Annotated in this window: 21 protein-coding genes; 12 read left to right on the forward strand and 9 right to left on the reverse strand. The window is 43.6% G+C overall.

The window, feature by feature from the left end; translation table 11 throughout:
* Window positions 1-38: 38 nt before the first annotated feature.
* Window positions 39-1,304 carry a hypothetical protein gene (locus AAAH86_RS12360; RefSeq protein WP_343487958.1) on the reverse strand — a complete coding sequence of 422 codons (1,266 nt, stop codon included), beginning with the start codon at window positions 1,302-1,304 and terminating at the stop codon, window positions 39-41.
* A gap of 95 nt (window positions 1,305-1,399) precedes the next feature.
* Window positions 1,400-2,092: a class I SAM-dependent methyltransferase gene (locus tag AAAH86_RS12365; RefSeq protein ID WP_343487959.1), complete on the reverse strand. Its 693-nt coding sequence runs from the start codon at window positions 2,090-2,092 to the stop codon at window positions 1,400-1,402.
* Between the two features lie 110 nt (window positions 2,093-2,202).
* On the opposite strand from AAAH86_RS12365, the gene miaB reads away from it, so the two are divergent.
* The 7 genes from miaB (at window position 2,203) to groL (ending at window position 9,007) form a co-directional block, all read left to right on the forward strand.
* Window positions 2,203-3,648, forward strand: a complete 1,446-nt coding sequence (miaB, locus tag AAAH86_RS12370; protein WP_343488359.1) for a tRNA (N6-isopentenyl adenosine(37)-C2)-methylthiotransferase MiaB — start codon at window positions 2,203-2,205, stop codon at window positions 3,646-3,648.
* A 116-nt stretch (window positions 3,649-3,764) separates the two neighbouring features.
* Window positions 3,765-5,051 carry a sigma-54 dependent transcriptional regulator gene (locus tag AAAH86_RS12375; RefSeq protein ID WP_343487960.1) on the forward strand — a complete coding sequence of 429 codons (1,287 nt, stop codon included), beginning with the start codon at window positions 3,765-3,767 and terminating at the stop codon, window positions 5,049-5,051.
* A gap of 88 nt (window positions 5,052-5,139) precedes the next feature.
* A complete protein-coding gene (locus AAAH86_RS12380) occupies window positions 5,140-5,613 on the forward strand; it encodes an LptE family protein (RefSeq protein WP_343488360.1) in 474 nt (157 codons plus the stop codon).
* A 5-nt stretch (window positions 5,614-5,618) separates the two neighbouring features.
* Complete coding sequence (locus AAAH86_RS12385) at window positions 5,619-6,473, forward strand: hypothetical protein (protein WP_343487961.1); 855 nt, start codon at window positions 5,619-5,621, stop codon at window positions 6,471-6,473.
* A 2-nt stretch (window positions 6,474-6,475) separates the two neighbouring features.
* Window positions 6,476-6,832, forward strand: coding sequence for a preprotein translocase subunit SecG (gene secG, locus AAAH86_RS12390; protein ID WP_343487962.1), 357 nt, complete (start codon window positions 6,476-6,478; stop codon window positions 6,830-6,832).
* 142 nt (window positions 6,833-6,974) lie between these two features.
* On the forward strand, window positions 6,975-7,253 hold the full coding sequence (locus AAAH86_RS12395; RefSeq protein ID WP_343487963.1) for a co-chaperone GroES: 279 nt from the start codon (window positions 6,975-6,977) through the stop codon (window positions 7,251-7,253).
* Window positions 7,254-7,375: 122 nt separating this feature from the next.
* Window positions 7,376-9,007 carry a chaperonin GroEL gene (groL, locus tag AAAH86_RS12400; protein ID WP_343487964.1) on the forward strand — a complete coding sequence of 544 codons (1,632 nt, stop codon included), beginning with the start codon at window positions 7,376-7,378 and terminating at the stop codon, window positions 9,005-9,007.
* A 337-nt stretch (window positions 9,008-9,344) separates the two neighbouring features.
* Here groL and AAAH86_RS12405 read toward each other — a convergent pair whose 3' ends face one another.
* The 7 genes from AAAH86_RS12405 to AAAH86_RS12435 all read right to left on the reverse strand — a co-directional run bounded on the left by AAAH86_RS12405 (window position 9,345) and on the right by AAAH86_RS12435 (window position 15,103).
* The gene (locus AAAH86_RS12405; protein WP_343487965.1) at window positions 9,345-10,448 is read right to left on the reverse strand and encodes a DUF3179 domain-containing protein; all 1,104 of its coding nucleotides are present in this window, start codon (window positions 10,446-10,448) and stop codon (window positions 9,345-9,347) included.
* Window positions 10,445-11,329, reverse strand: a complete 885-nt coding sequence (locus tag AAAH86_RS12410; RefSeq protein ID WP_343487966.1) for a hypothetical protein — start codon at window positions 11,327-11,329, stop codon at window positions 10,445-10,447. Before AAAH86_RS12410 ends, AAAH86_RS12405 begins: the two co-directional genes overlap by 4 nt.
* Before the next feature lie 159 nt (window positions 11,330-11,488).
* Window positions 11,489-12,217, reverse strand: a complete 729-nt coding sequence (locus AAAH86_RS12415) for a heavy-metal-associated domain-containing protein (RefSeq protein WP_343487967.1) — start codon at window positions 12,215-12,217, stop codon at window positions 11,489-11,491.
* Entirely contained in the window at window positions 12,214-13,035 is an 822-nt protein-coding gene (locus tag AAAH86_RS12420) for an NHL repeat-containing protein (RefSeq protein WP_343487968.1), read from the reverse strand. The genes AAAH86_RS12415 and AAAH86_RS12420 overlap by 4 nt, the downstream gene beginning before the upstream one ends.
* A gap of 88 nt (window positions 13,036-13,123) precedes the next feature.
* Window positions 13,124-13,747: a heavy-metal-associated domain-containing protein gene (locus tag AAAH86_RS12425; protein ID WP_343487969.1), complete on the reverse strand. Its 624-nt coding sequence runs from the start codon at window positions 13,745-13,747 to the stop codon at window positions 13,124-13,126.
* Between the two features lie 101 nt (window positions 13,748-13,848).
* The gene (locus tag AAAH86_RS12430; protein WP_343487970.1) at window positions 13,849-14,622 is read right to left on the reverse strand and encodes a hypothetical protein; all 774 of its coding nucleotides are present in this window, start codon (window positions 14,620-14,622) and stop codon (window positions 13,849-13,851) included.
* 76 nt (window positions 14,623-14,698) lie between these two features.
* The gene (locus tag AAAH86_RS12435) at window positions 14,699-15,103 is read right to left on the reverse strand and encodes a hypothetical protein (protein ID WP_343487971.1); all 405 of its coding nucleotides are present in this window, start codon (window positions 15,101-15,103) and stop codon (window positions 14,699-14,701) included.
* A gap of 126 nt (window positions 15,104-15,229) precedes the next feature.
* Between AAAH86_RS12435 and AAAH86_RS12440 the strand changes: the two genes are divergently transcribed.
* The 5 genes from AAAH86_RS12440 to AAAH86_RS12460 all read left to right on the forward strand — a co-directional run bounded on the left by AAAH86_RS12440 (window position 15,230) and on the right by AAAH86_RS12460 (window position 19,738).
* Window positions 15,230-15,682: a GAF domain-containing protein gene (locus tag AAAH86_RS12440; protein ID WP_343487972.1), complete on the forward strand. Its 453-nt coding sequence runs from the start codon at window positions 15,230-15,232 to the stop codon at window positions 15,680-15,682.
* A gap of 90 nt (window positions 15,683-15,772) precedes the next feature.
* Complete coding sequence (purH, locus tag AAAH86_RS12445) at window positions 15,773-17,305, forward strand: bifunctional phosphoribosylaminoimidazolecarboxamide formyltransferase/IMP cyclohydrolase (protein ID WP_343487973.1); 1,533 nt, start codon at window positions 15,773-15,775, stop codon at window positions 17,303-17,305.
* Between the two features lie 35 nt (window positions 17,306-17,340).
* Window positions 17,341-18,369 (forward strand): rod shape-determining protein, encoded by a 1,029-nt coding sequence (locus AAAH86_RS12450; RefSeq protein WP_343487974.1) that lies wholly within the window; start codon window positions 17,341-17,343, stop codon window positions 18,367-18,369.
* A gap of 51 nt (window positions 18,370-18,420) precedes the next feature.
* Window positions 18,421-19,239: a rod shape-determining protein MreC gene (mreC, locus tag AAAH86_RS12455; RefSeq protein ID WP_343487975.1), complete on the forward strand. Its 819-nt coding sequence runs from the start codon at window positions 18,421-18,423 to the stop codon at window positions 19,237-19,239.
* Window positions 19,232-19,738 carry a rod shape-determining protein MreD gene (locus AAAH86_RS12460; RefSeq protein ID WP_343487976.1) on the forward strand — a complete coding sequence of 169 codons (507 nt, stop codon included), beginning with the start codon at window positions 19,232-19,234 and terminating at the stop codon, window positions 19,736-19,738. Before mreC ends, AAAH86_RS12460 begins: the two co-directional genes overlap by 8 nt.
* The last annotated feature ends 8 nt before the right edge of the window (window positions 19,739-19,746 follow it).

A 19,746-nucleotide genomic window follows, 5' to 3' on the forward strand; every position in this document is an offset into this window, starting at 1 on the left:
CCCGTAAAAACGGGGCATCGAATGGTATTATTGTATGCTTAGTTCAATGGCAATTGACTTATAAGCCGTATGTCATTTTCTAAATATTCATATTGATACAATATTCCATCGCCCACCATCAGTAGTTGTTCTTGCATGGGTATGACATCAAAAGTGACGATGTTTTCAAAATGGTTCAATTGCTCAATATTGGGAGCATCTGATTTATCGTACACTTTAAGACCTGAAGACCCATCACAAATAAAGAGTTGGTCATCTTTGACACCCAATCCGTAAGGCTCATCCATAGGATATATGACCTCAAGCTCAGGGGTTTCAATGTTTGAGATATCAACGATAAAAAGGCCGCTCTCAGTTGCGCCGCAAAAGCTTCCCCCACGCAGGGTCACATAGGCATAATCACCATCGACCACCACAGGGTCGCACGCAGTGCCATGTTCAAACTCTGATACAAAAGTTGGAGTGGCCGGTTCGGTAATGTCATAAATGTACATACCGCGCATGCTTCCTAAAAAAAGGTGGTTGTCTTTGTTGAAAATGGTTTCAATGTCAAAACCTGCATATACATCTTCCTTTTCTTCCGGATTCTCCAAATCGGAAATATTGAACGTGTTGATGTTATGGCTATCAACAACGTAAAGATAATCGCCTACAATCTTGAAGCGTGCCAAAGAACCTCCTTGCCCAGAATCACCACCAGCCTCGTTGGCAGTGGCAAAATCTTCAAAAAATACATCAGGCTGTGTTTCTTCTACCCGCCTTCTTTCCATCTTGGTTTCCCAACCTACAATAATGTCATTTTCAAAATCCACTCCTTCATAATCAAATACATCGGCTTGGGGCCACTCAATGTTCTGCACTTCGGTTGCCAACCAAAATCCACCGCCCCCCAAGACTCCTTCGAGCCAATCGACAATCTCCACATTGTTGACATCAGAAATATCCAACACCACCAAATCGGTAAGGCTATCTGCAAATAGGTAATCGTCTTTGATTGAAATGTCAACGTTGCCCGCAATCTTGATAAAAGACACTTTTTGTGGAGATGTGGGATTACTGTTATCGATAACATGAACACCCTTGTACCTGTCATTCACGAAAATGTAATCTTTATAGGCATAAATTTTACCTGATTCATCAATGGGTTGGGGTTCAATGACATCGACACTGCTCTCTCGAAACTCGGTTTTTGAAATGGTCAGTGGCCTAGCAACCAAGAGGTCTTGGTATTCTCCTTTTTCGTCGTCACATGAAAACAAGCTTGCCGCAAAAACGGAAAGCATAATCAAAATGTTTTTTTTCATAGCTGTTTGTTTATTTGATGTTGTTGTATGCTAAAGATGGAAGAGCTACCTTTTTGGTTGCGTGGCGGCATCAAAAATTTGAACTCATTTAGGCTTTACTGAAAGCTGAAATAGGTAGTGACTATCCTGCCGCCTCGATAGGAAATGTTCAACAGTTCTTTGGTAGTTTCAGGATTTAATTCAAAAGGAGGTTCGGTCAGCACCACACCACTTTTTTTAGATAGGCGTATGCCTGCACCTGTTGGCTTATCCAAATTCGGAGAAAAACCACCTTTGGGCAAATGCTCTGTGACAATGACATGTTTGTACGTTCTGATTTTTTTGACAACACGGCTTATCTCGTTGTTTGACAAATGTTGCAATACCTGCCGAATCAATATGCAATCGGCATCGGGCAGTGCATCTTCAGAAATGTTGAGGCACCTGAATTCGAGGTTTTCTTGACGGAATTCATTGTTGTTTCTGTCAATCAAGGCATCGACAATATCAACCCCAATGTATTTTTTGGCGTAGGGCACCAACTGCCGACCCACGTTGAAGTCGCCACAACCAACATCACAGACAACCAAGGGGTCTTCAAAAGAACCCAAAAACTGTGAAACTTCACGTACATAGGGCTTGACCAGTTTTTTTGAGTGTGAGCCGTCACCAGAGTAAAAATCGGTTTGCTGCCCGCCCCACCGCTTTTTGGCATAGGTGTTAGACATGATTTCCTTTGAAGACGCAAGAGCATCAAGTACTTGCGCTTCTTCCCTTTTTCTTGAAAAGAATTTCTTGAAAATGCCCATAATAGCGGTAGTGCTAAATTTTACTAAACTTTTCTGCCAAAATGTCACATTTTTGGATTATATGCTATCTTTGCAGACGCTTTACAAAAATGATGAACGGCAACGAAAGTATAGAAAAAATCATAGATGAGACCTTGCAGGGGTCAACGCTCGCACCTACTGAAAAAGAGAGCAATTCTAGAAAATTGTACATCGAAAGCTACGGTTGTCAAATGAATTTTTCAGACAGTGAGATCGTGGCTTCCATCTTGGCCAAGGAAGGGTTCAACACTACCCAAGAACTGACTGAGGCCGATTTGGTCTTGGTGAACACCTGTTCCATCCGTGAAAAGGCAGAACAGACCGTCCGCAAGCGATTGGAAAAGTTCAACGCGGTCAAAAAAGTGAACCCGAGCATGAAGGTCGGGGTGTTGGGCTGTATGGCCGAGCGCCTGAAAAGCAAATTTTTAGAGGAAGAGAAAATCGTTGACATGGTCGTTGGGCCCGATGCCTACAAAGACCTGCCCAACCTTGTTCAAGAAGTGGATGAAGGCCGCAATGCCGTCAATGTCATCCTCTCGAAAGATGAAACCTACGGTGATGTGGCGCCCGTTCGATTGAATTCAAATGGGGTGACCGCTTTTGTTTCCATCACAAGGGGCTGTGACAACATGTGCACCTTTTGTGTGGTACCGTTCACAAGGGGGCGAGAGCGCAGTCGTGACCCGCAATCCATTATCGAAGAGGTAAATGACCTCTGGGAAAAGGGTTTCAAAGAGGTGACCCTCTTGGGCCAAAATGTGGACAGTTATCTGTGGTACGGTGGCGGACTCAAAAAAGATTTTGAAAAGGCTTCCGATATACAAAAAGCAACTTCTGTCAATTTTGCCAAGTTACTGGAACTGGTCGCCCTGGCACAGCCCAAGATGCGTATCCGGTTTTCGACATCGAATCCACAGGATATGACCTTGGATGTCATCGAGACCATGGCCCAACACAAGAATATCTGCAAGTACATTCACCTGCCCGTGCAAAGCGGAAGCAACCGAATTTTAAAGGCCATGAACCGTTTGCACACCCGGGAGGAATATTTTGAACTCATCGACAATATCAGAAAAATCATTCCCGATTGCGCCATCAGCCAAGATATGATTGCGGGTTTCCCAACCGAAACGGAAGAAGACCACCAAGATACGCTCTCGTTGATGGAGTATGTCAAATATGACTTCGGATTTATGTTTGCGTACTCCGAAAGACCAGGCACTTTGGCGGCACGTAAATTGAAGGACGATATTCCAGAGGAAACAAAAAAGCGTCGATTGCAAGAAATCATTCAATTGCAACAAAAGCATGGGCTTTATCGCACCCAACAACATATCGGCAAAATTGAGGAAGTCTTGATAGAAGGCTCCTCAAAAAAATCTGATGCCCATTGGATGGGCCGAAACACCCAAAACACCGTTGTGGTCTTCCCGAAGGAAAAATACAAAGTGGGTGATTTTGTCAATGTCAAAATCAATGAATGTACCTCGGCCACTTTGATCGGTGAGACAGTGGGTCAAAGCGATAACAATTAAAAATTTCACCACTGTCCCCTGAACGCAATCGAAGGGACAGTCGAAGTGCAATAATAAAAATTAAGAGTTAATTGAAAAGTAGATTCCCGCCTTCGCGGGAATGAAAGAAATTATTGATGGAGAGTGTACAGTCCATAAAACAGCGTTTTGAGCTCATCGGCAACGATGTGAAATTGAACCGTGCCCTAGAAAAAGCGATTCAGGTCGCCCCTACAGATATCTCGGTCTTGGTCACCGGCGAAAGTGGTGTGGGCAAAGAGTCCATTCCAAAAATCATACACTCGCTCTCGCACCGAAAGCATGCCAAATATATAGCCGTGAACTGTGGAGCGATACCCGAAGGCACCATTGACAGCGAGCTTTTTGGCCATGAAAAAGGAGCTTTTACCGGGGCAACACAAACCCGAAGCGGGTATTTTGAAGTGGCCGATGGCGGCACCATTTTTTTGGATGAGGTCGGTGAGTTGCCGCTGACCACCCAGGTACGATTGTTAAGGGTTTTAGAGAATGGCGAGTTCTTGAAAGTGGGATCTTCACAGGTTCAAAAGACCGACGTGCGTATTGTGGCTGCCACCAACATCAATATGTTCGAGGCCATTAAAAAAGAAAAATTCCGTGAAGATCTCTATTATCGGTTGAGCACGGTTGAAATCAATATTCCGCCGCTGCGAGAACGGCAAGATGACATCCATCTATTGTTTCGAAAGTTTGCTTCGGATTTTGGGCAGAAATATAAAATGCCCACAGTACGACTAGAAGATGATGCGATTCAACTATTGCTGAAATTTCGATGGCCAGGAAACATCAGGCAATTGCGAAACATTGCCGAACAAATTTCGGTTTTGGAAGAAAACAGGAATATTTCAGCCGCCACCTTGAGGAGCTATCTGCCCACAGGCATAGGATCAAACCTGCCTGCGGTCATCGGCTCACAAAAAAGGGAAAGTGATTTCAGTACCGAACGTGAGATTCTCTACAAGGTGTTGTTTGACATGAAGGGGGATCTGAACGACCTTAAGAAATTGACATTGGAGCTGCTCAAAAACAACGATTCAGAAAAAGTTCAAGAGGAAAACGAAACGCTTATCAGAAAAATCTACGGCGGTAATGAGCAGGAAGATTCGGTGCAGAGTGAAGAAAGCATCGCAGAGGTCTTGCACCTACCCGAACCTGTGAATGAAGACAGGGCACCAGTGGCAACCCAACCCCAGCAAACCCCAGAAGACCGCTACCATTTTGCCGAAGAAATTGAGGAAGAAGAAACCCTATCTTTACAGCAAAAGGAAATTGAGCTCATCAAAAAAGCTCTGGATCGCAACCGAGGAAAACGCAAGGCTGCAGCCTCAGAGCTGGGCATTTCTGAACGTACCCTATATAGAAAGATAAAGCAGTATGACCTATAACTGTTATTGGATTTTGGATTTTGGATTTTGGATTTTTAGATTTTTTAAAGCACGGGTGGCAGGCTATTCACTGATACTCTCACTCTTTATGCTCAATAGTTGCGGCGCCTATAATTTTTCTGGTGCCAGTACAGGTACGGCCCAGAGCTTTCAAGTGAATTTTTTTCAGAATTATGCGGATCAGAGCCCTGGATCGGTCATTGAACCGGGGCTTGACAGAGACTTCACCTTGGCGCTTCAGGATCTGATCACGAACCTCACCAGTTTGAATTTAACGAACACCAATGGTGACTTGCTCTACGAGGGTGAAATTGTTGAGTACCGGGTGTCGCCCATGACAGCCACTTCACAACAAACTGCTGCGCAAAACCGTTTGACGATGAGCGTCAAGGTGCGTTTTTACAATACGACCAAAGAAGATTCAGATTTTGAACAGCGGTTTTCCTTTTTCTTTGATTTTCCGGCGAACCAATTGTTGGAGTCGGTAAAAAGTGAGGCCCATGAAGTGCTTTTTGAGCGCATCACCCAAGATATTTTCAACGCTTCTTTGGCAGATTGGTAGTCACGATGAATGTAGACGATTTTATTGACATCCTTAGAAAATCTGAGACCGTTCTCTCGCCCGGTCAAACGCGAGAGTTGGAACATATCATCGAAGAATACCCCTATTTTCAAACCGTTCGGGCACTGCACCTGAAAGGTCTTAAAAACCTCAACAGCCACAAATACAACAATGCTCTTAAGGTCACGGCGGCATATACCTCAGATAGAGAAGTTTTGTTTGATTATATCACCTCTGAAAACTTTGACCAACATCAGATAGCTGATACCATTGCGGGAAGAATTCCCAACTTGAACGAGAAAAAGGTGGTTTCTGAAGAGGTAGAGCCCAATCCAGAAGCAAACGTCATTCTGGGTGAATCCGAAGAAAGCGGTCTGCCCCAAAATATTAAACAGGCAGAGCAAATCTTGAGCCCAAAGCTTTTTGACAACAAAGAACCCATTGAAGTTGACGATGCAAAAAAGGTGTTGGATCTGGGAAGCCCCATTTCATTTACCAAAAACGAAAAACATTCGTTTGCAGAATGGTTACAACTGACTTCAAAAAAACCTGTTAAGAAAGAAGCTGAAAATCCCGAACGCAAGAAGAAATTTGAACTGTTGGACAAGTTCATCGAGAAGAACCCAAAAATAGTTCCCTCTGAAAAAATCAAGGCCAAGGTCAACATCAAAGAGTCGACCAAAATCAACAAAGATGAGTTGATGACCGAGACTTTAGCGAAGGTGTATTTAGAGCAAAAAAAGTATAAAAAAGCCATTCAGGCGTTCAAGATTTTGAGTTTGAAATATCCGGAAAAAAGTGGTTTCTTTGCAGATCAAATTCGGGCAGTACAGCAACTGCAAGAAGAAAACAAATCATAGTTATGAGTACGTTTACCATTTTCTTGATCTTGATCATTGCAGTGTGCCTGTTGTTGGTTTTGGTCATCATGGTGCAAAACCCAAAAGGCGGTGGGCTTTCATCTTCTTTTGGCGGTGGTGACAACCAAATTGTCGGTGGAGTAAAAAAGACTGGTGACTTTCTGGATAAAAGTACTTGGACCCTGGCCACACTTTTGATTGTATTGATCTTACTTTCAAACGTGACCCTGAAAGGAAATTATGCCTCTGGTGATTCCAAATTGTTGAACGGTGATGACATCGAAACGACAGTGCCCGAAACACTCCCTGAAGAAGTGCCTTCTGAAAGTGGCAGCAATCCGTTGGACACCATACAATAAAATGACATACAACAATAGTAAAATGCCAGTTTGAAATGACAAGCTGGCATTTTTGTTTTACAACCTGTCAGTTTTCATGCAATGGCATAGTTTCTGCCAATCTTGATAAGAATTTTAAAACTAATTTCAAAAAACTTTAAATATGGCTAAAGTAAACATCAAACCATTAGCAGATAGAGTTTTGGTTGAGCCGATGGCGGCTGAGACCAAGACTGCTTCCGGCATTATCATTCCAGATACTGCAAAGGAAAAACCGCAAAAAGGAAAAGTTGTAGCGGTAGGGCCTGGAACAAAGGATGAAAAAATGACCGTGAAGGTGGGAGATTCTGTTCTCTATGGAAAATATTCAGGTACTGAGCTAAAACTTGATGGTACCGATTATTTGATGATGCGTGAAAGTGACATACTCGCAATTGTATAATTGCAAATTCCAATAAATCAAATCACAAAATCCAAATCATTATTTCAAATACAACTACAACAGATTGGAATTTGAAAAATTGAAGTTTGGAATTTTAAATTTTAGAATACAAAATTTTTATTATGGCAAAAGATATTCAATTTGAAATAGAAGCCCGTGACGGACTCAAGAAAGGGGTTGATGCCCTTGCTAATGCCGTCAAGGTAACACTTGGCCCAAAGGGTAGAAACGTAATCATAAGCAAATCATTCGGCGCGCCACAAGTGACCAAAGATGGTGTGACCGTAGCGAAAGAAATCGAACTGGCCGATGCCCTTGAAGATATGGGCGCACAAATGGTCAAAGAAGTGGCATCAAAAACCAATGATCTGGCAGGTGACGGTACTACAACCGCAACTGTTCTTGCACAGGCCATCGTCAAAGAAGGTTTGAAGAACGTAGCCGCTGGTGCCAATCCCATGGATTTAAAGCGTGGTATCGACAAGGCAGTGGATGCCATTGTAGAGAACTTGGCTAAGCAGTCAAAAAAGGTGGGCGACTCTACCGATAAAATCAAGCAAGTCGCTGCCATTTCCGCAAACAATGATGACACTATCGGTGATTTGATTGCACAGGCTTTTGAAAAAGTAGGTAAAGAAGGGGTCATCACTGTTGAGGAGGCCAAGGGTACTGATACCTATGTTGATGTCGTAGAAGGAATGCAGTTTGACAGAGGGTATTTATCTCCTTACTTCGTTACCGATTCTGAGAAAATGGTTGCTGATTTAGAAAATCCGTATATCCTTCTTTTTGACAAGAAGATTTCTTCCATGAAAGATTTGCTTCCGGTTCTTGAGCCTGTGGCACAATCTGGAAAGCCCCTATTGATCATTGCCGAGGATGTTGACGGTGAAGCATTGGCCACTTTGGTGGTAAACAAATTGAGAGGTTCACTGAAAATCGCAGCGGTTAAAGCTCCAGGGTTCGGTGACCGTAGAAAGGCCATGTTGGAAGATATCGCCATCTTGACCAACGGAACCGTGATTTCAGAAGAGCGCGGTTTCACCCTTGAAAACGCGACTATTGACATGTTGGGCACCACTGAGCGTGTGACCATCGACAAAGACAATACAACCATTGTCAACGGTTCTGGTGCTGCCAAAAATATCAAGGCCAGAGTGAATCAGATTAAATCTCAAATTGAGACCACTACTTCTGATTATGACAAAGAAAAACTTCAAGAACGTTTGGCCAAATTGGCTGGCGGTGTTGCCGTACTTTATGTAGGTGCTGCTTCTGAAGTTGAAATGAAAGAGAAGAAAGACCGTGTTGATGACGCGCTTCACGCCACGAGAGCTGCCGTTGAAGAAGGCATTGTTGCCGGTGGTGGTGTCGCCTTGGTACGTGCTAAAACGGTCTTGAAAAAAGTGGACACTGAAAACGATGATGAAGCCACCGGTCTACAAATCGTCGCCAGAGCCATTGAATCGCCATTGCGAACCATTGTAGAAAACGCTGGCGGTGAGGGTTCTGTAGTTGTTGCCAAGGTCATGGACGGTAAAGGTGACTTCGGATACGATGCCAAAGCGGACAAATATGTGGAAATGTTCAAGGCTGGAATCATCGATCCAACTAAAGTGACAAGAATTGCTTTGGAAAATGCCGCTTCGGTTGCGGGAATGATCCTGACCACCGAATGTTCCTTGACCGATATTAAAGAAGATACACCACCTGCCCCACCAATGGGCGGCGGTGGCATGCCCGGCATGATGTAGTGGCGAGCCGCCACGGGCAAGTTTTAGCTTGTTTACGTATAAAAATGAAAGCCCCGCAATTGCGGGGCTTTTTTATGCTCGTAAATGGATTTCTCCCTAAGGAAATCCGAATTTCCAAATTACTTCTTCTTGCCAGTAGCTTGGGTGGTCTTTTTAGCTGCGACGTTTGAAACCGGCTTTGCTGGAGAAGACTTTCCTGTAAACTTTGCTTTTTTCATGTGGTCAATAATTTAAAAACCGATGTAAATGTAATTCAGCTATAAATCCGTTGAATTAATTTGGGTAAACATTAACTAAAACCCATAATTATTATGCCTGACCAGCTACTGCACCAGTGCTATTGACCGTAAATCTCTGTTGGATAAAAAGCCGGTATCGAGAACCACTGGGCCATCATTGATTCAGTTTTTCCTAAAAATTCACCTGTACGTGGACCTGAAACCGCTTCTCCAAAAACATTCCATTCGTTGCCCTCATCATCCCTAAGAAGTATCTCTGAATTTAAATTGTCTGAGTCGAAAACATAAGAAAACTCGAGTTCGGCCAAGTCTCCTGTTAAACGGTAGATGACCATAAAATTTTCATTGCCCACAATTAAATAGTCTCTGCTTCGAAAAGTGTCTCTTATTAGGTTTACCTCTTCAAAAGATTCAAAACGATACACTTTGGCCCGGCCACGGTCTATCAAAGCCAGTACACGTTCTTTGGCAGGCAATGTTCTGTTCACACTTACCGGAAAAAGAAACCTGTCATTGTTTGTATTGTAATCGCCGTAAGGTGAGGTACCGTACGTTCTCGGAAAAGGCGTATCTGTACTCACGACCCTAATGGTCGGATACACCCTTCTTGCCACATTCCATGTAGTTTCCAAAAGTTGGTACAGCTCAGGTTTTTCACCAATAAGTTCGCCATTTACCGATTCGTTCAATATTTGTGACCAATTGCTATCGGTCAGTCTATCATAGGGAATCAAATTGGTATTGTACAGCAAGCCTGAAACACCAAAAGTGGTTTCTTCACCATCAATAATCCTTCCCCAGCCGATACCTGTTCCCGTGAGGGGACAAAATGTGATTGCCAGTGACACATCACCTACATTGTCATTAATAATTTCATGCCAATCTAAAATGATATGTGGATATGCCCTTACATCGTCTCCATCTTTGAATACCAAAACCAAATCATTGGGCCTGAGCACACTGATTTCATCAGAATCGGCATTGACCATTTTGGGCCTTACCAAAGCTGGTATTCCATCCTTGCCCGGACCGCCATCAACCACCTGTGAAACCGGTATGCTCCATTGAGCATTTTGTGAGGTGCCGTCATCTGTTCCGTTTTGACCGGAGTTGGCACCTCCCGTGTCTGTAATTGAAACTGCAGAAGAGTCACAAGATGTTACTATGATGGTCAACAATAAAAAACACATTATTCTTTTCATGGCAATTTGTTTTGATTCTCTATTTCTATATCATTCTTCTTCATCAATTTAATCTGTAATCCGCCGGTGAAGCGCAAGGTTGGGGTGAGCTGTGTGCCATCAACATAACTATAAAGGGGCACCTCAAGTCGAGACACTACAGCAATACTTGGTGATATGTAGGCGAAAATCTCTGGGCGGATGAACAACCATTCTCCCCCCGTATTATTGAGGTCAAAACCATTGATCTTGTCAATTCCCGCTTTTCTGTATTTTAAAATCAGGGCAGGATTGAATACGGCACTAAAAAGAAGAAATTGATCGGTATACCCCAGAATGGCTTGTACTTCGTTGCCAAATTCGTAGGTTGATTCTCCGTTTAAATAATCACTATTGGCACCCGTCAACCGAAAGGTAGCTCCTGCAGCTAAGGTTGCAGAAGGCCTAAACGGTAAATTTTTTGATACTGAAATCAGTCCCACATAGTCCCAAGCACCACTACCCGGTTGCAAATCGGCGGTCAGTTGAAAACCTTCATTGGTCAACAGATCAGAACGGCCGACCGGTGCTTTCACACCGCTTGAAATTGCCACTGAGGATTGATCGCCCAGTACATTCGGAATGGTATATCTCAATAAGAACACGGCATCGCCAATACCACTGGTTTCAGTAAAATCTTCGTTGCCAAATTGACTGATGGTTCGGGTCTGGTTTACCCATGTGAACAACGATTCAACAGAAAAACGGTTGGATATGGCATACCCTAGATTCAAAAGAATGGAATTGGTCACCCGCAAACGCGAATCATCATCCAATGTATCCGTGCCTGCATTCAATGTGTTCAGGTTGTTGTAATCATACGATAGGTTGATTACCCAAGAGCCAGCCCCTTCATTTGACAAACCTAAATTATTGGACAATGGCACTCCACCTGAGCAACATGTTTGTCCATAGGAAACCACAGCAAAACATACTACCGACAAAAAAAGTAGTATCGACTTTGAATTAGCCACAAGGTATATGGCGTAAAAAACCTGTAAGGCTTACAAAAAATCTAAAATTTAACTAAGAAGCATTGTGACCGCCATCACCAACATAATGGCATTCTCGATAAAAGTGGCTTCGGTCATGGGCAGGTTCAGTGCGGTGCCCAGACAGGCACAACGAATACTTTTTTTATCCAGCAAGGTTTTGGTGACACCAAAAGTCGTGATGCCCAGCATGATGATGGTGGCAATCAATGCAGTTTGAACTTGAAAACGCATCAAGAATAGCAATCCCAAGCCAAGCTCCAAAAAGGGATAGATCCATCCATAAGCAGGTACAAGTTTTGCCAGAGGGTCGTACATCCTGAAACTTTCAGGGAAGCCCTTCAAATCTAAAAACTTGAAAAAACTGAACACGATGTAAAAAAGCCCCATAAAATCAAGCATGGCCTCACCCATATTCCAATCCTTATAATTCAAAAGAAAGGCAGTGGCAAACAGATAGGCAAAAATCAGAAACAGGGGCTTTAACTGCTGTAGTTTGGTTTTCTTTTCCACCTTCCTGTCATTCCCACGAAGACGGGAATCCATAGAATGATTTCCCTTTTCCTTGATACCATATTTTTCGGGAAGCGCTTTTTTTAATTTTTGGATAGCCACATGGCTATGCATATTGAGTTCAGCCTCCCCCTTCTCTAAATCGATATCGACCTGTTGCACCCCTTCCACCTTTTCGAGTTTCTCCTTGACGGATGCCACACAGTTTTGGCAGGTCATTCCAGTGATATTGTAAGTGTGTTTCATGATTTCTTTTTTGCTCTTAGTTCATAGCGTACTAATTCGCCCGAGCGATAGTTGACAATATGTAGCTCCCCATCCTTTACCAACAGGTCGGTGGCCTTGGCAATACCCTTTTTCAATTCTTGCTTGAGGTTTCCATCGTGGTCAAAGATTAGAATGCGATTATTTTCAAAGTCGGTGACAAACACTTCATTTTCTGAGACAAATAGCCCAGTGGCGGCGTTCATTTTTTGGTCTTGACCAAACATCTTTACAAACTTTCCGGTCTTGTCGAAAACCTGTACCCGGTTGTTGTAGGCATCGGCCACCCAAATCAGTGAGTCGGTAATCTGTACATCGGTGGGGTAGTAAAATTCCCCTTCTGCCTTTCCTTCCTTTCCGAAGGAAATCCAATCCCCATCTTTTTTGAAGAGGATGCGGTTGTTATAAAAATCAACGATTGCTCTTTCATTTTTGTAAAGTCCCACTCCAGCTGGTGCATCCAAAGAGTCTTTGAGCTGTAGTTCAAAACGTCCCTTTTTGTCAAAGGTTTCCACTTTGTCATTTCCGTATTGTGGAATGAACAATGTTTCACCAAGGGCATCGATATGCATCGGCCGATTCAATGAATCTATGGTTTTTGCAATGTTTCCACCGTCGTCAATCTGTACCAAACGGTTATGGTCACCATCGGAGAGCCATAATTTTCCATCGGCGACAGCAATACCAATGGGGTTTACCCCATCTAATTTAACGGTCTTTTGATAGGCCCATTCTTTGGGCTTTTCTTCTTGGCAGGCCGAAATGACCAGTATCAGTGAAATTATGATTAGTTTTTTCATACATAGTTTTTAAAAATCAATCCCTTCCGTCTTCCCGCTTCTGGCGGGAAGCCACCTTCCCTTGGACAAGGGAAGGAGCTTATTATTATTAATATTCAAGTCGTTCGTATTGGCAACAGCCGGGCAGATTGCCGTAATCATCGGTATGGGCCTGGTGGTTCTCGGTGTCGTGGCCCTTAGTGGCAATGGCCTTTTCTATGGCCGTCAAACTGGTCGCCGTTGAATCAAAACTCACCTGCAACATTTTTGTGTCTTTGTTCCAACTGGCTTCGCCGACACCATCAACATCCTTGGCGGCTTTTACGATTCTAGCCTCGCACATGCCACAATTACCTGCGACTTTTACGGTTTCTTTGACCATCGCATTGTCTTTGGTCATGGTCGTTTCACCGCCAGCAACCTCAACTTCTCCGTTCGCCCTTTCGACCTTTGCTGTAATCGGAGTGTAGCCAGCCTTCTCGACCTGCGTTTCAACATCGGTAAGTGTCAATGATTTTTCAGATGGATAGCTAAAGCTGAAATCCCCCGTTTCGATATCGATTTTGACATCTTTGATGCCCTTGAATTCCTTGAACTTCTTTTCGAGTCCATAAGCACAGAACGGACAGCCAAGGCCATCTACCTGTACCATAAATTGGTCCATTGCTTTTTGTGCGTTTGCGAACACGGCCATCATCCCGAAAGCCAGTGTTAAAATGATTGTTTTTTTCATGATTCTACTCTTTTATTTTTTTCCTTCCCGCGAAGGCGGGAATTTTTTTAATTTATTCTTACACCTCCCTCAATCCCTCCTTTTTAGGAGGGAAGTCAAGGTTAAAAGGTATATCTCGTGCCCAAAAACAGGCTGTACTTTAATCTTCGGCCCTCGTCAACATCGTTGACCAGCGGTACCTGTACCGCCAAATCGAACGTAACGTTCTTTCGGGCGTACTGAATACCCTGTGCATAAAGCAACTGGTACCAGTCGCGTTCGGTCAGCCACGAATTGGTATACTCAAAATACAGGTTCAACTGTTTGTTGGGGTATTGGGGTTTCAAGAGCGGAAGCCCAAAACCCAATTTATATCGGAATTCGTCCAAAGTGCCGTCGGGCATCCAGTTGTAGCCCAGCTCGTTGGAGATACCATACTTGAGGGATTCGTACCCGGCGACCAAGCCATAATATCCTTGGTACTTGCCCGTGCTGAGCTCCATCACATCCAATGCTTCCCCCGTTGGGAGGGTTTGCAACGTTTTGGCGACCATACGAAAGGTCTTGCCCGTACCATCCTTTCTAAAGAATTGGTATTTGCCCATCACCTTGATGTCGGCCAGGCCGCTACCATCTTCTTCATTGGTGTTAAAACTATAGCTGATATAGGGCAGGTGAACCGCCACAAGAGAGTTCGCCGTAGGAAGATAGTGCAGCATCAGTGGCACATACGTGAAAGTGCCGCGTTCGGTCTTCCGTATTTCAGTCAGGGTTTTGGCAGTAAAACTGCCGCCACCCAGCATAATGGGCTTATCGGCGGTAATCGGTGGACCCTGCGCCTGTAATTTCAGCAATGCCAGCAAGGCTATTGCCATTGTCAATATGTATGATTTCATTGGAATTTTGATTCAAAAAATTAAGACTCAATTCATGAGATTCCAGCCTACGCGGGAACGACAAAAAGTGGCATTTTTAAATCAAATAGACCTCGTACAAGATGTTGAAATCCTGTACCAGTAAAGGGGGTGGATAGGTATCAAACGGAACCGTTTGTTCCGAAAAGTCGGTAAACAAATCGAGATATGACGACGCAAAAGCCGCCAAAAAGACCTGTTGGTCAATTTCTAGGTCGTTGAAGGTCAGTTTTAGGTCGTCTTGTCCTTCCAATGTGAACGATTCGTCATCGCAACAATGATTTTCAGTTTCCCCAAAAGCCATCATTGAAGCTTCCATACCACAATCCTCGGCATGGGAGAAAAAGGCGACATCCATCACACGGCCCATGCAAAGGTGCTTGTCCACCGACCATGAAACAGTCGAGAGCAACACCAAAAGCGCAAGTAATGAAGAACTAATCTGATGGATTATCTTTTTCACACAGCAAATTTACAAAACATCTTGTTCAATCATTTTTTAAAACCCTTTTGTTAACCAAATTTTGGGAGCCGTTGATTGTAATTTTTGAGGTTTTACCCGACTTTTACTCCTCAAAACCACAACCAAATGTTTGAACAACTGCGAAAATCCGTCACCGAAATCACTGCAAATCCAAAATGGGATTCCACCAAAAAAATGCAGCAGATCTGTGATGTATTGAAATCTGAGGTTGACCATTACGATTGGGTCGGATTTTATTTTAAGAACGGTGATAAACGCGAACTCAAATTGGGACCCTTTGCAGGTGAGCCCACGGACCATACCATTATTCCGTTTGGTAAGGGCATTTGCGGCCAGGTTGCCGAAAGCAACCAAAATTTTGTGGTGCCCGATGTGGCGGCGCAAGACAACTATATCGCCTGCAGCTTGACCGTAAAGTCTGAAATCGTGGTGCCACTGTTCAAGAATGGGGAGAACATTGGCCAAATCGACATCGACTCAAATACCCCTGATCCGTTTAATGAAGAAGACGAGCGTTTTCTAGAGTTCGTCAACCAAAAAGTAGCAGAGATTCTTTAAAACTTCACCCGTTTTGTTGATAACCTCTTAGCCACTATCTTTTTGATTGCGTTATTTTTGGTGCTTACTTTTTTGTAACCACAAACTATCATGAGCACTACCAAAAAGGCCACTTCGGCCCTGATTTCCGTCTTTCATAAGGATGGCCTCGAACCCATTGTCAAAAAGCTGGCCGAACTTGGAACAACAATATATTCCACTGGGGGCACCGAAAAATTCATCAAAGATTTGGGCATCAATGTCATCGCTGTGGAAGATGTCACCAGCTACCCCTCCATTTTGGGCGGAAGGGTCAAAACCCTGCATCCAAAAGTTTTCGGTGGCATTTTGAACCGACAGGACAATGATAGCGATGTAGCCCAAATGCAGGAATTCGACATTCCCCAGTTGGATATTGTCATCGTTGACCTCTACCCTTTTGAAAAAACGGTGGCCAGTGGTGCGTCTGAACAAGAAATCATAGAGAAAATTGATATCGGTGGGATTTCCCTCATCCGCGCCGCAGCAAAAAATTATAAGGACGTACTCTGTGTATCCTCTATGGAAGATTATTGGGATTTTCATAAAATCATCTCCGAAGGAAACGGTGAAACAACCTTGGAGCAACGCAAGGCATTCGCCACCAAGGCGTTCAACATCTCATCACACTATGATTCGGCAATTTTCAAATATTTCAATAAAGACCACGCCCAAGCGGCATTGAAAATCAGTGAAACACAGGGGCGGGTGCTGCGCTACGGAGAGAATCCACATCAAAAGGGATTCTTTTTTGGTGATTTTGAGGCCATGTTCGACAAACTGCACGGCAAGGAATTATCATACAACAACCTTTTGGATGTTGATGCAGCCGTCAATCTCATGGAGGAATTCAAGAACGACGACCCCACGTTCGCCATTTTAAAGCATAACAACGCCTGCGGATTGGCCACCCGACCTACAATCAAACAAGCATACATCGATGCACTGGCCGGTGACCCTGTCTCTGCTTTTGGCGGAATCTTGATAGCGAATACCGAAATTGACAAAACCACAGCAGAGGAAATACACCAACTATTTTGTGAAGTGGTCATTGCGCCGAGCTTTTCAGAGAGCGCCCTGAAAATTTTGAAAGGAAAAAAGAATCGTATTCTCTTGATACAAAAAGAAGTCGCCTTGCCCGAAACTTTGGTTCGTACCTGTTTGAACGGCGTGTTGGTTCAAGACAAAGACTTTAAGACCGATGCCATTGATGATCTAGAATACGTGACATATAAAAAACCTAGCAAACAAGAGCTGGAAGACCTCATCTTTGCCTCAAAGCTTTGCAAGCACACCAAGAGCAATACCATTGTGTTGGCAAAAAACAAACAGCTATGCGCCAGCGGCACAGGCCAAACATCACGGGTTGATGCCTTGAACCAGGCCGTTCATAAGGCAAAACACTTCGGTTTTGAGCTCAAAGGTGCTGTCATGGCAAGTGATGCTTTCTTTCCGTTTCCAGATTGCGTAGAGATTGCCAATAAATCTGGTATTGTGAGCGTTATACAGCCTGGAGGTTCCATCAAAGACCAGCTGAGCATTGATTATTGCAATGAAAATGATATGGCCATGGTGATGACGGGCACCCGACACTTTAAACATTAATTTTGCTACTTTTGCCGATAAACCTGAATTAGCCTATGGGATTTTTTGACTTCATGACCGAGGAAATCGCCATTGACCTTGGTACAGCAAATACCCTGATTATACACCTTGATAAAGTTGTTGTTGATAGTCCATCTATCGTGGCACGCGACCGTATTTCGGGCAAGATTATTGCCGTGGGGCGTGAAGCGAGCATGATGCAGGGCAAGACCCACGAAAACATAAAGACCATCCGTCCGTTGAAAGATGGTGTCATCGCCGATTTTGATGCTTCGGAAAAGATGATCAACATGTTCATCAAGAACATTCCGGCACTGAAGAAAAAATGGTTTCCTCCCGCCCTACGAATGGTCATCTGTATTCCCTCAGGCATAACAGAGGTTGAGATGCGCGCGGTACGTGAATCTGCAGAGCGTGTGAACGGCAAAGAGGTATACCTTATTCACGAGCCAATGGCAGCTGCCATCGGTATCGGATTGGATATCATGCAGCCAAAAGGAAACATGATCGTTGACATTGGCGGTGGAACCACAGAAATTGCCGTTATTGCCCTGGGCGGAATCGTATGTGACAAATCGGTCAAGATTGCAGGTGATGTCTTTACCAATGATATTATCTATTATATGCGTACCCAACACAATCTGTATGTGGGTGAAAGCACCGCAGAGGCGATCAAAATAGAGATTGGTTCCGCTACCGAAGATTTGAAATCTCCTCCGGAAGACAAGCAGATTCAAGGTCGTGACCTTTTGACCGGTAAGCCCAAACAGGTTTCGATTTCGTATCGGGAAATCGCAAAGGCATTGGATAAGAGCATCTTGCGTGTAGAGGATGCTGTTATGGAAACACTCTCACAAACCCCACCAGAATTGGCTGCGGATATTTACAATACAGGCATTTATTTGGCCGGTGGAGGGTCAATGCTCCGCGGTCTTGACAGAAGGCTTTCGCAGAAAACAGATCTTCCGGTATATATCGCCGAAGATCCTTTACGGGCTGTTGTACGAGGCACCGGTATCGCACTTAAAAACTTGGAACGCTACAAGAACATTTTGATTAAATAGCAGTTTTCACCCTTTTGATTACTGCATCACTGCCCTTTTAGAGCATACGGCATGCAACAGATCATCAATTTCATTCTCAGGTACAGAAATACGGTGCTCTATCTATCCTTGGCTTTTTTAGGAATTTTCATGACCATCAGGTCACACTCGTACCATCAATCAAAATTTTTCAATTCTTCAAAATGGGTCACCGGTAATTTTTACAATACTTCCAACACCATTTCATCCTACTTTTCGCTACGGGAAGAAAACAAAGAACTTTCCGAAGAAAATAAGCGATTGAGACAGCTTTTGTTCAATAACAACGAAGACACGATAAATCGACTTGACACCACACAATTGGATTTTCAAGTGCTCCAGGGAAGGGCAATAAAGAACAGCTATGCCCTTACTAGAAATTACATTACCATTGATCTGGGCAAAAACCACGGTGTGGAACAAGATATGGGAGTCATCACAAGTAAGGGTATTTTGGGTATTGTTGAGAACACCTCAAGAAACTATTCGACCGTGCAGAGTATCTTAAACAGCAGGTCGAACATCAATGCCAAAATCAAGAACACCAATTATTTTGGATCTTTGGTGTGGGATGGTGACCGCTATGATGTCATTCAGTTGGTCGATATTCCGCGATTGGTACCGTTAGTGGTCGGTGATACCATTGTAACGGGCGGCATGTCAAGTATTTTTCCAGAGAACATTCCCATTGGCACTATCAAAAAGTACGAGCTGAACACTTCAAAAAGTTTCTATGATATTGACGTAGCACTGTTCAACGATATGGCGAACATTTATACCGTCTATGTCATAAAGAACAACAACCGCCAAGAAATTTTGCAACTAGAGACAAAAACCGAAGACGTTGAATAACCAAATCACAATAAATATCGTCAGGTTTATTTTGTTGGTGATGGCACAGATTTTCATTTTCAACCATCTGAACTTCTTTGGCTTTGTGAATCCGATGGTGTACGTCATCTTTCTCTACTGGTATCCGATACGGGAGAATCGTGCTCTTTTCATGTTCATCGGTTTTTTGTTGGGGCTGGTCATCGACATATTTTCAGATACATTGGCGCTGCATGCCGTTTCGACACTGACCATCGCCTATGCCCGACCCATCATCATGCGCTTCTGTTTTGGGGTCAACTATGAATTTCAAACCTTTTCATTTAAAAACACCACCCGATTACAGCGGCTCACTTTTTTGGCGCTTTTGGTGGTTGCACATCATCTGGTTTTCTTCTTATTGGAATTTTTAAGTTTGTCACATCTTTTGCTCCTGCTAAAAAAATTACTTTTGACCAGCATCTTGACATTGTTTCTTTGTGTGCTCTTTAGTTCACTTTTTAAAGTTCAGAGCGAATAAAATTGAAA

It is taken from the genome of Allomuricauda sp. d1 (assembly GCF_039592695.1).
In the GTDB taxonomy this organism is placed as follows: domain Bacteria; phylum Bacteroidota; class Bacteroidia; order Flavobacteriales; family Flavobacteriaceae; genus Flagellimonas_A.

Coding starts and splice junctions, on each gene's coding strand:
- AAAH86_RS12360 (WP_343487958.1), bottom strand. CDS start 1,304: ATGAAAAAAAACATTTTGATTATGCTTTCCGTTTTTGCGGCAAGCTTG.
- AAAH86_RS12365 (WP_343487959.1), bottom strand. CDS start 2,092: ATGGGCATTTTCAAGAAATTCTTTTCAAGAAAAAGGGAAGAAGCGCAA.
- AAAH86_RS12375 (WP_343487960.1), top strand. CDS start 3,765: ATGGAGAGTGTACAGTCCATAAAACAGCGTTTTGAGCTCATCGGCAAC.
- AAAH86_RS12380 (WP_343488360.1), top strand. CDS start 5,140: ATGCTCAATAGTTGCGGCGCCTATAATTTTTCTGGTGCCAGTACAGGT.
- AAAH86_RS12385 (WP_343487961.1), top strand. CDS start 5,619: ATGAATGTAGACGATTTTATTGACATCCTTAGAAAATCTGAGACCGTT.
- secG (WP_343487962.1), top strand. CDS start 6,476: ATGAGTACGTTTACCATTTTCTTGATCTTGATCATTGCAGTGTGCCTG.
- AAAH86_RS12395 (WP_343487963.1), top strand. CDS start 6,975: ATGGCTAAAGTAAACATCAAACCATTAGCAGATAGAGTTTTGGTTGAG.
- groL (WP_343487964.1), top strand. CDS start 7,376: ATGGCAAAAGATATTCAATTTGAAATAGAAGCCCGTGACGGACTCAAG.
- AAAH86_RS12405 (WP_343487965.1), bottom strand. CDS start 10,448: ATGAAAAGAATAATGTGTTTTTTATTGTTGACCATCATAGTAACATCT.
- AAAH86_RS12415 (WP_343487967.1), bottom strand. CDS start 12,217: ATGAAACACACTTACAATATCACTGGAATGACCTGCCAAAACTGTGTG.
- AAAH86_RS12420 (WP_343487968.1), bottom strand. CDS start 13,035: ATGAAAAAACTAATCATAATTTCACTGATACTGGTCATTTCGGCCTGC.
- AAAH86_RS12425 (WP_343487969.1), bottom strand. CDS start 13,747: ATGAAAAAAACAATCATTTTAACACTGGCTTTCGGGATGATGGCCGTG.
- AAAH86_RS12430 (WP_343487970.1), bottom strand. CDS start 14,622: ATGAAATCATACATATTGACAATGGCAATAGCCTTGCTGGCATTGCTG.
- AAAH86_RS12440 (WP_343487972.1), top strand. CDS start 15,230: ATGTTTGAACAACTGCGAAAATCCGTCACCGAAATCACTGCAAATCCA.
- purH (WP_343487973.1), top strand. CDS start 15,773: ATGAGCACTACCAAAAAGGCCACTTCGGCCCTGATTTCCGTCTTTCAT.
- AAAH86_RS12450 (WP_343487974.1), top strand. CDS start 17,341: ATGGGATTTTTTGACTTCATGACCGAGGAAATCGCCATTGACCTTGGT.
- mreC (WP_343487975.1), top strand. CDS start 18,421: ATGCAACAGATCATCAATTTCATTCTCAGGTACAGAAATACGGTGCTC.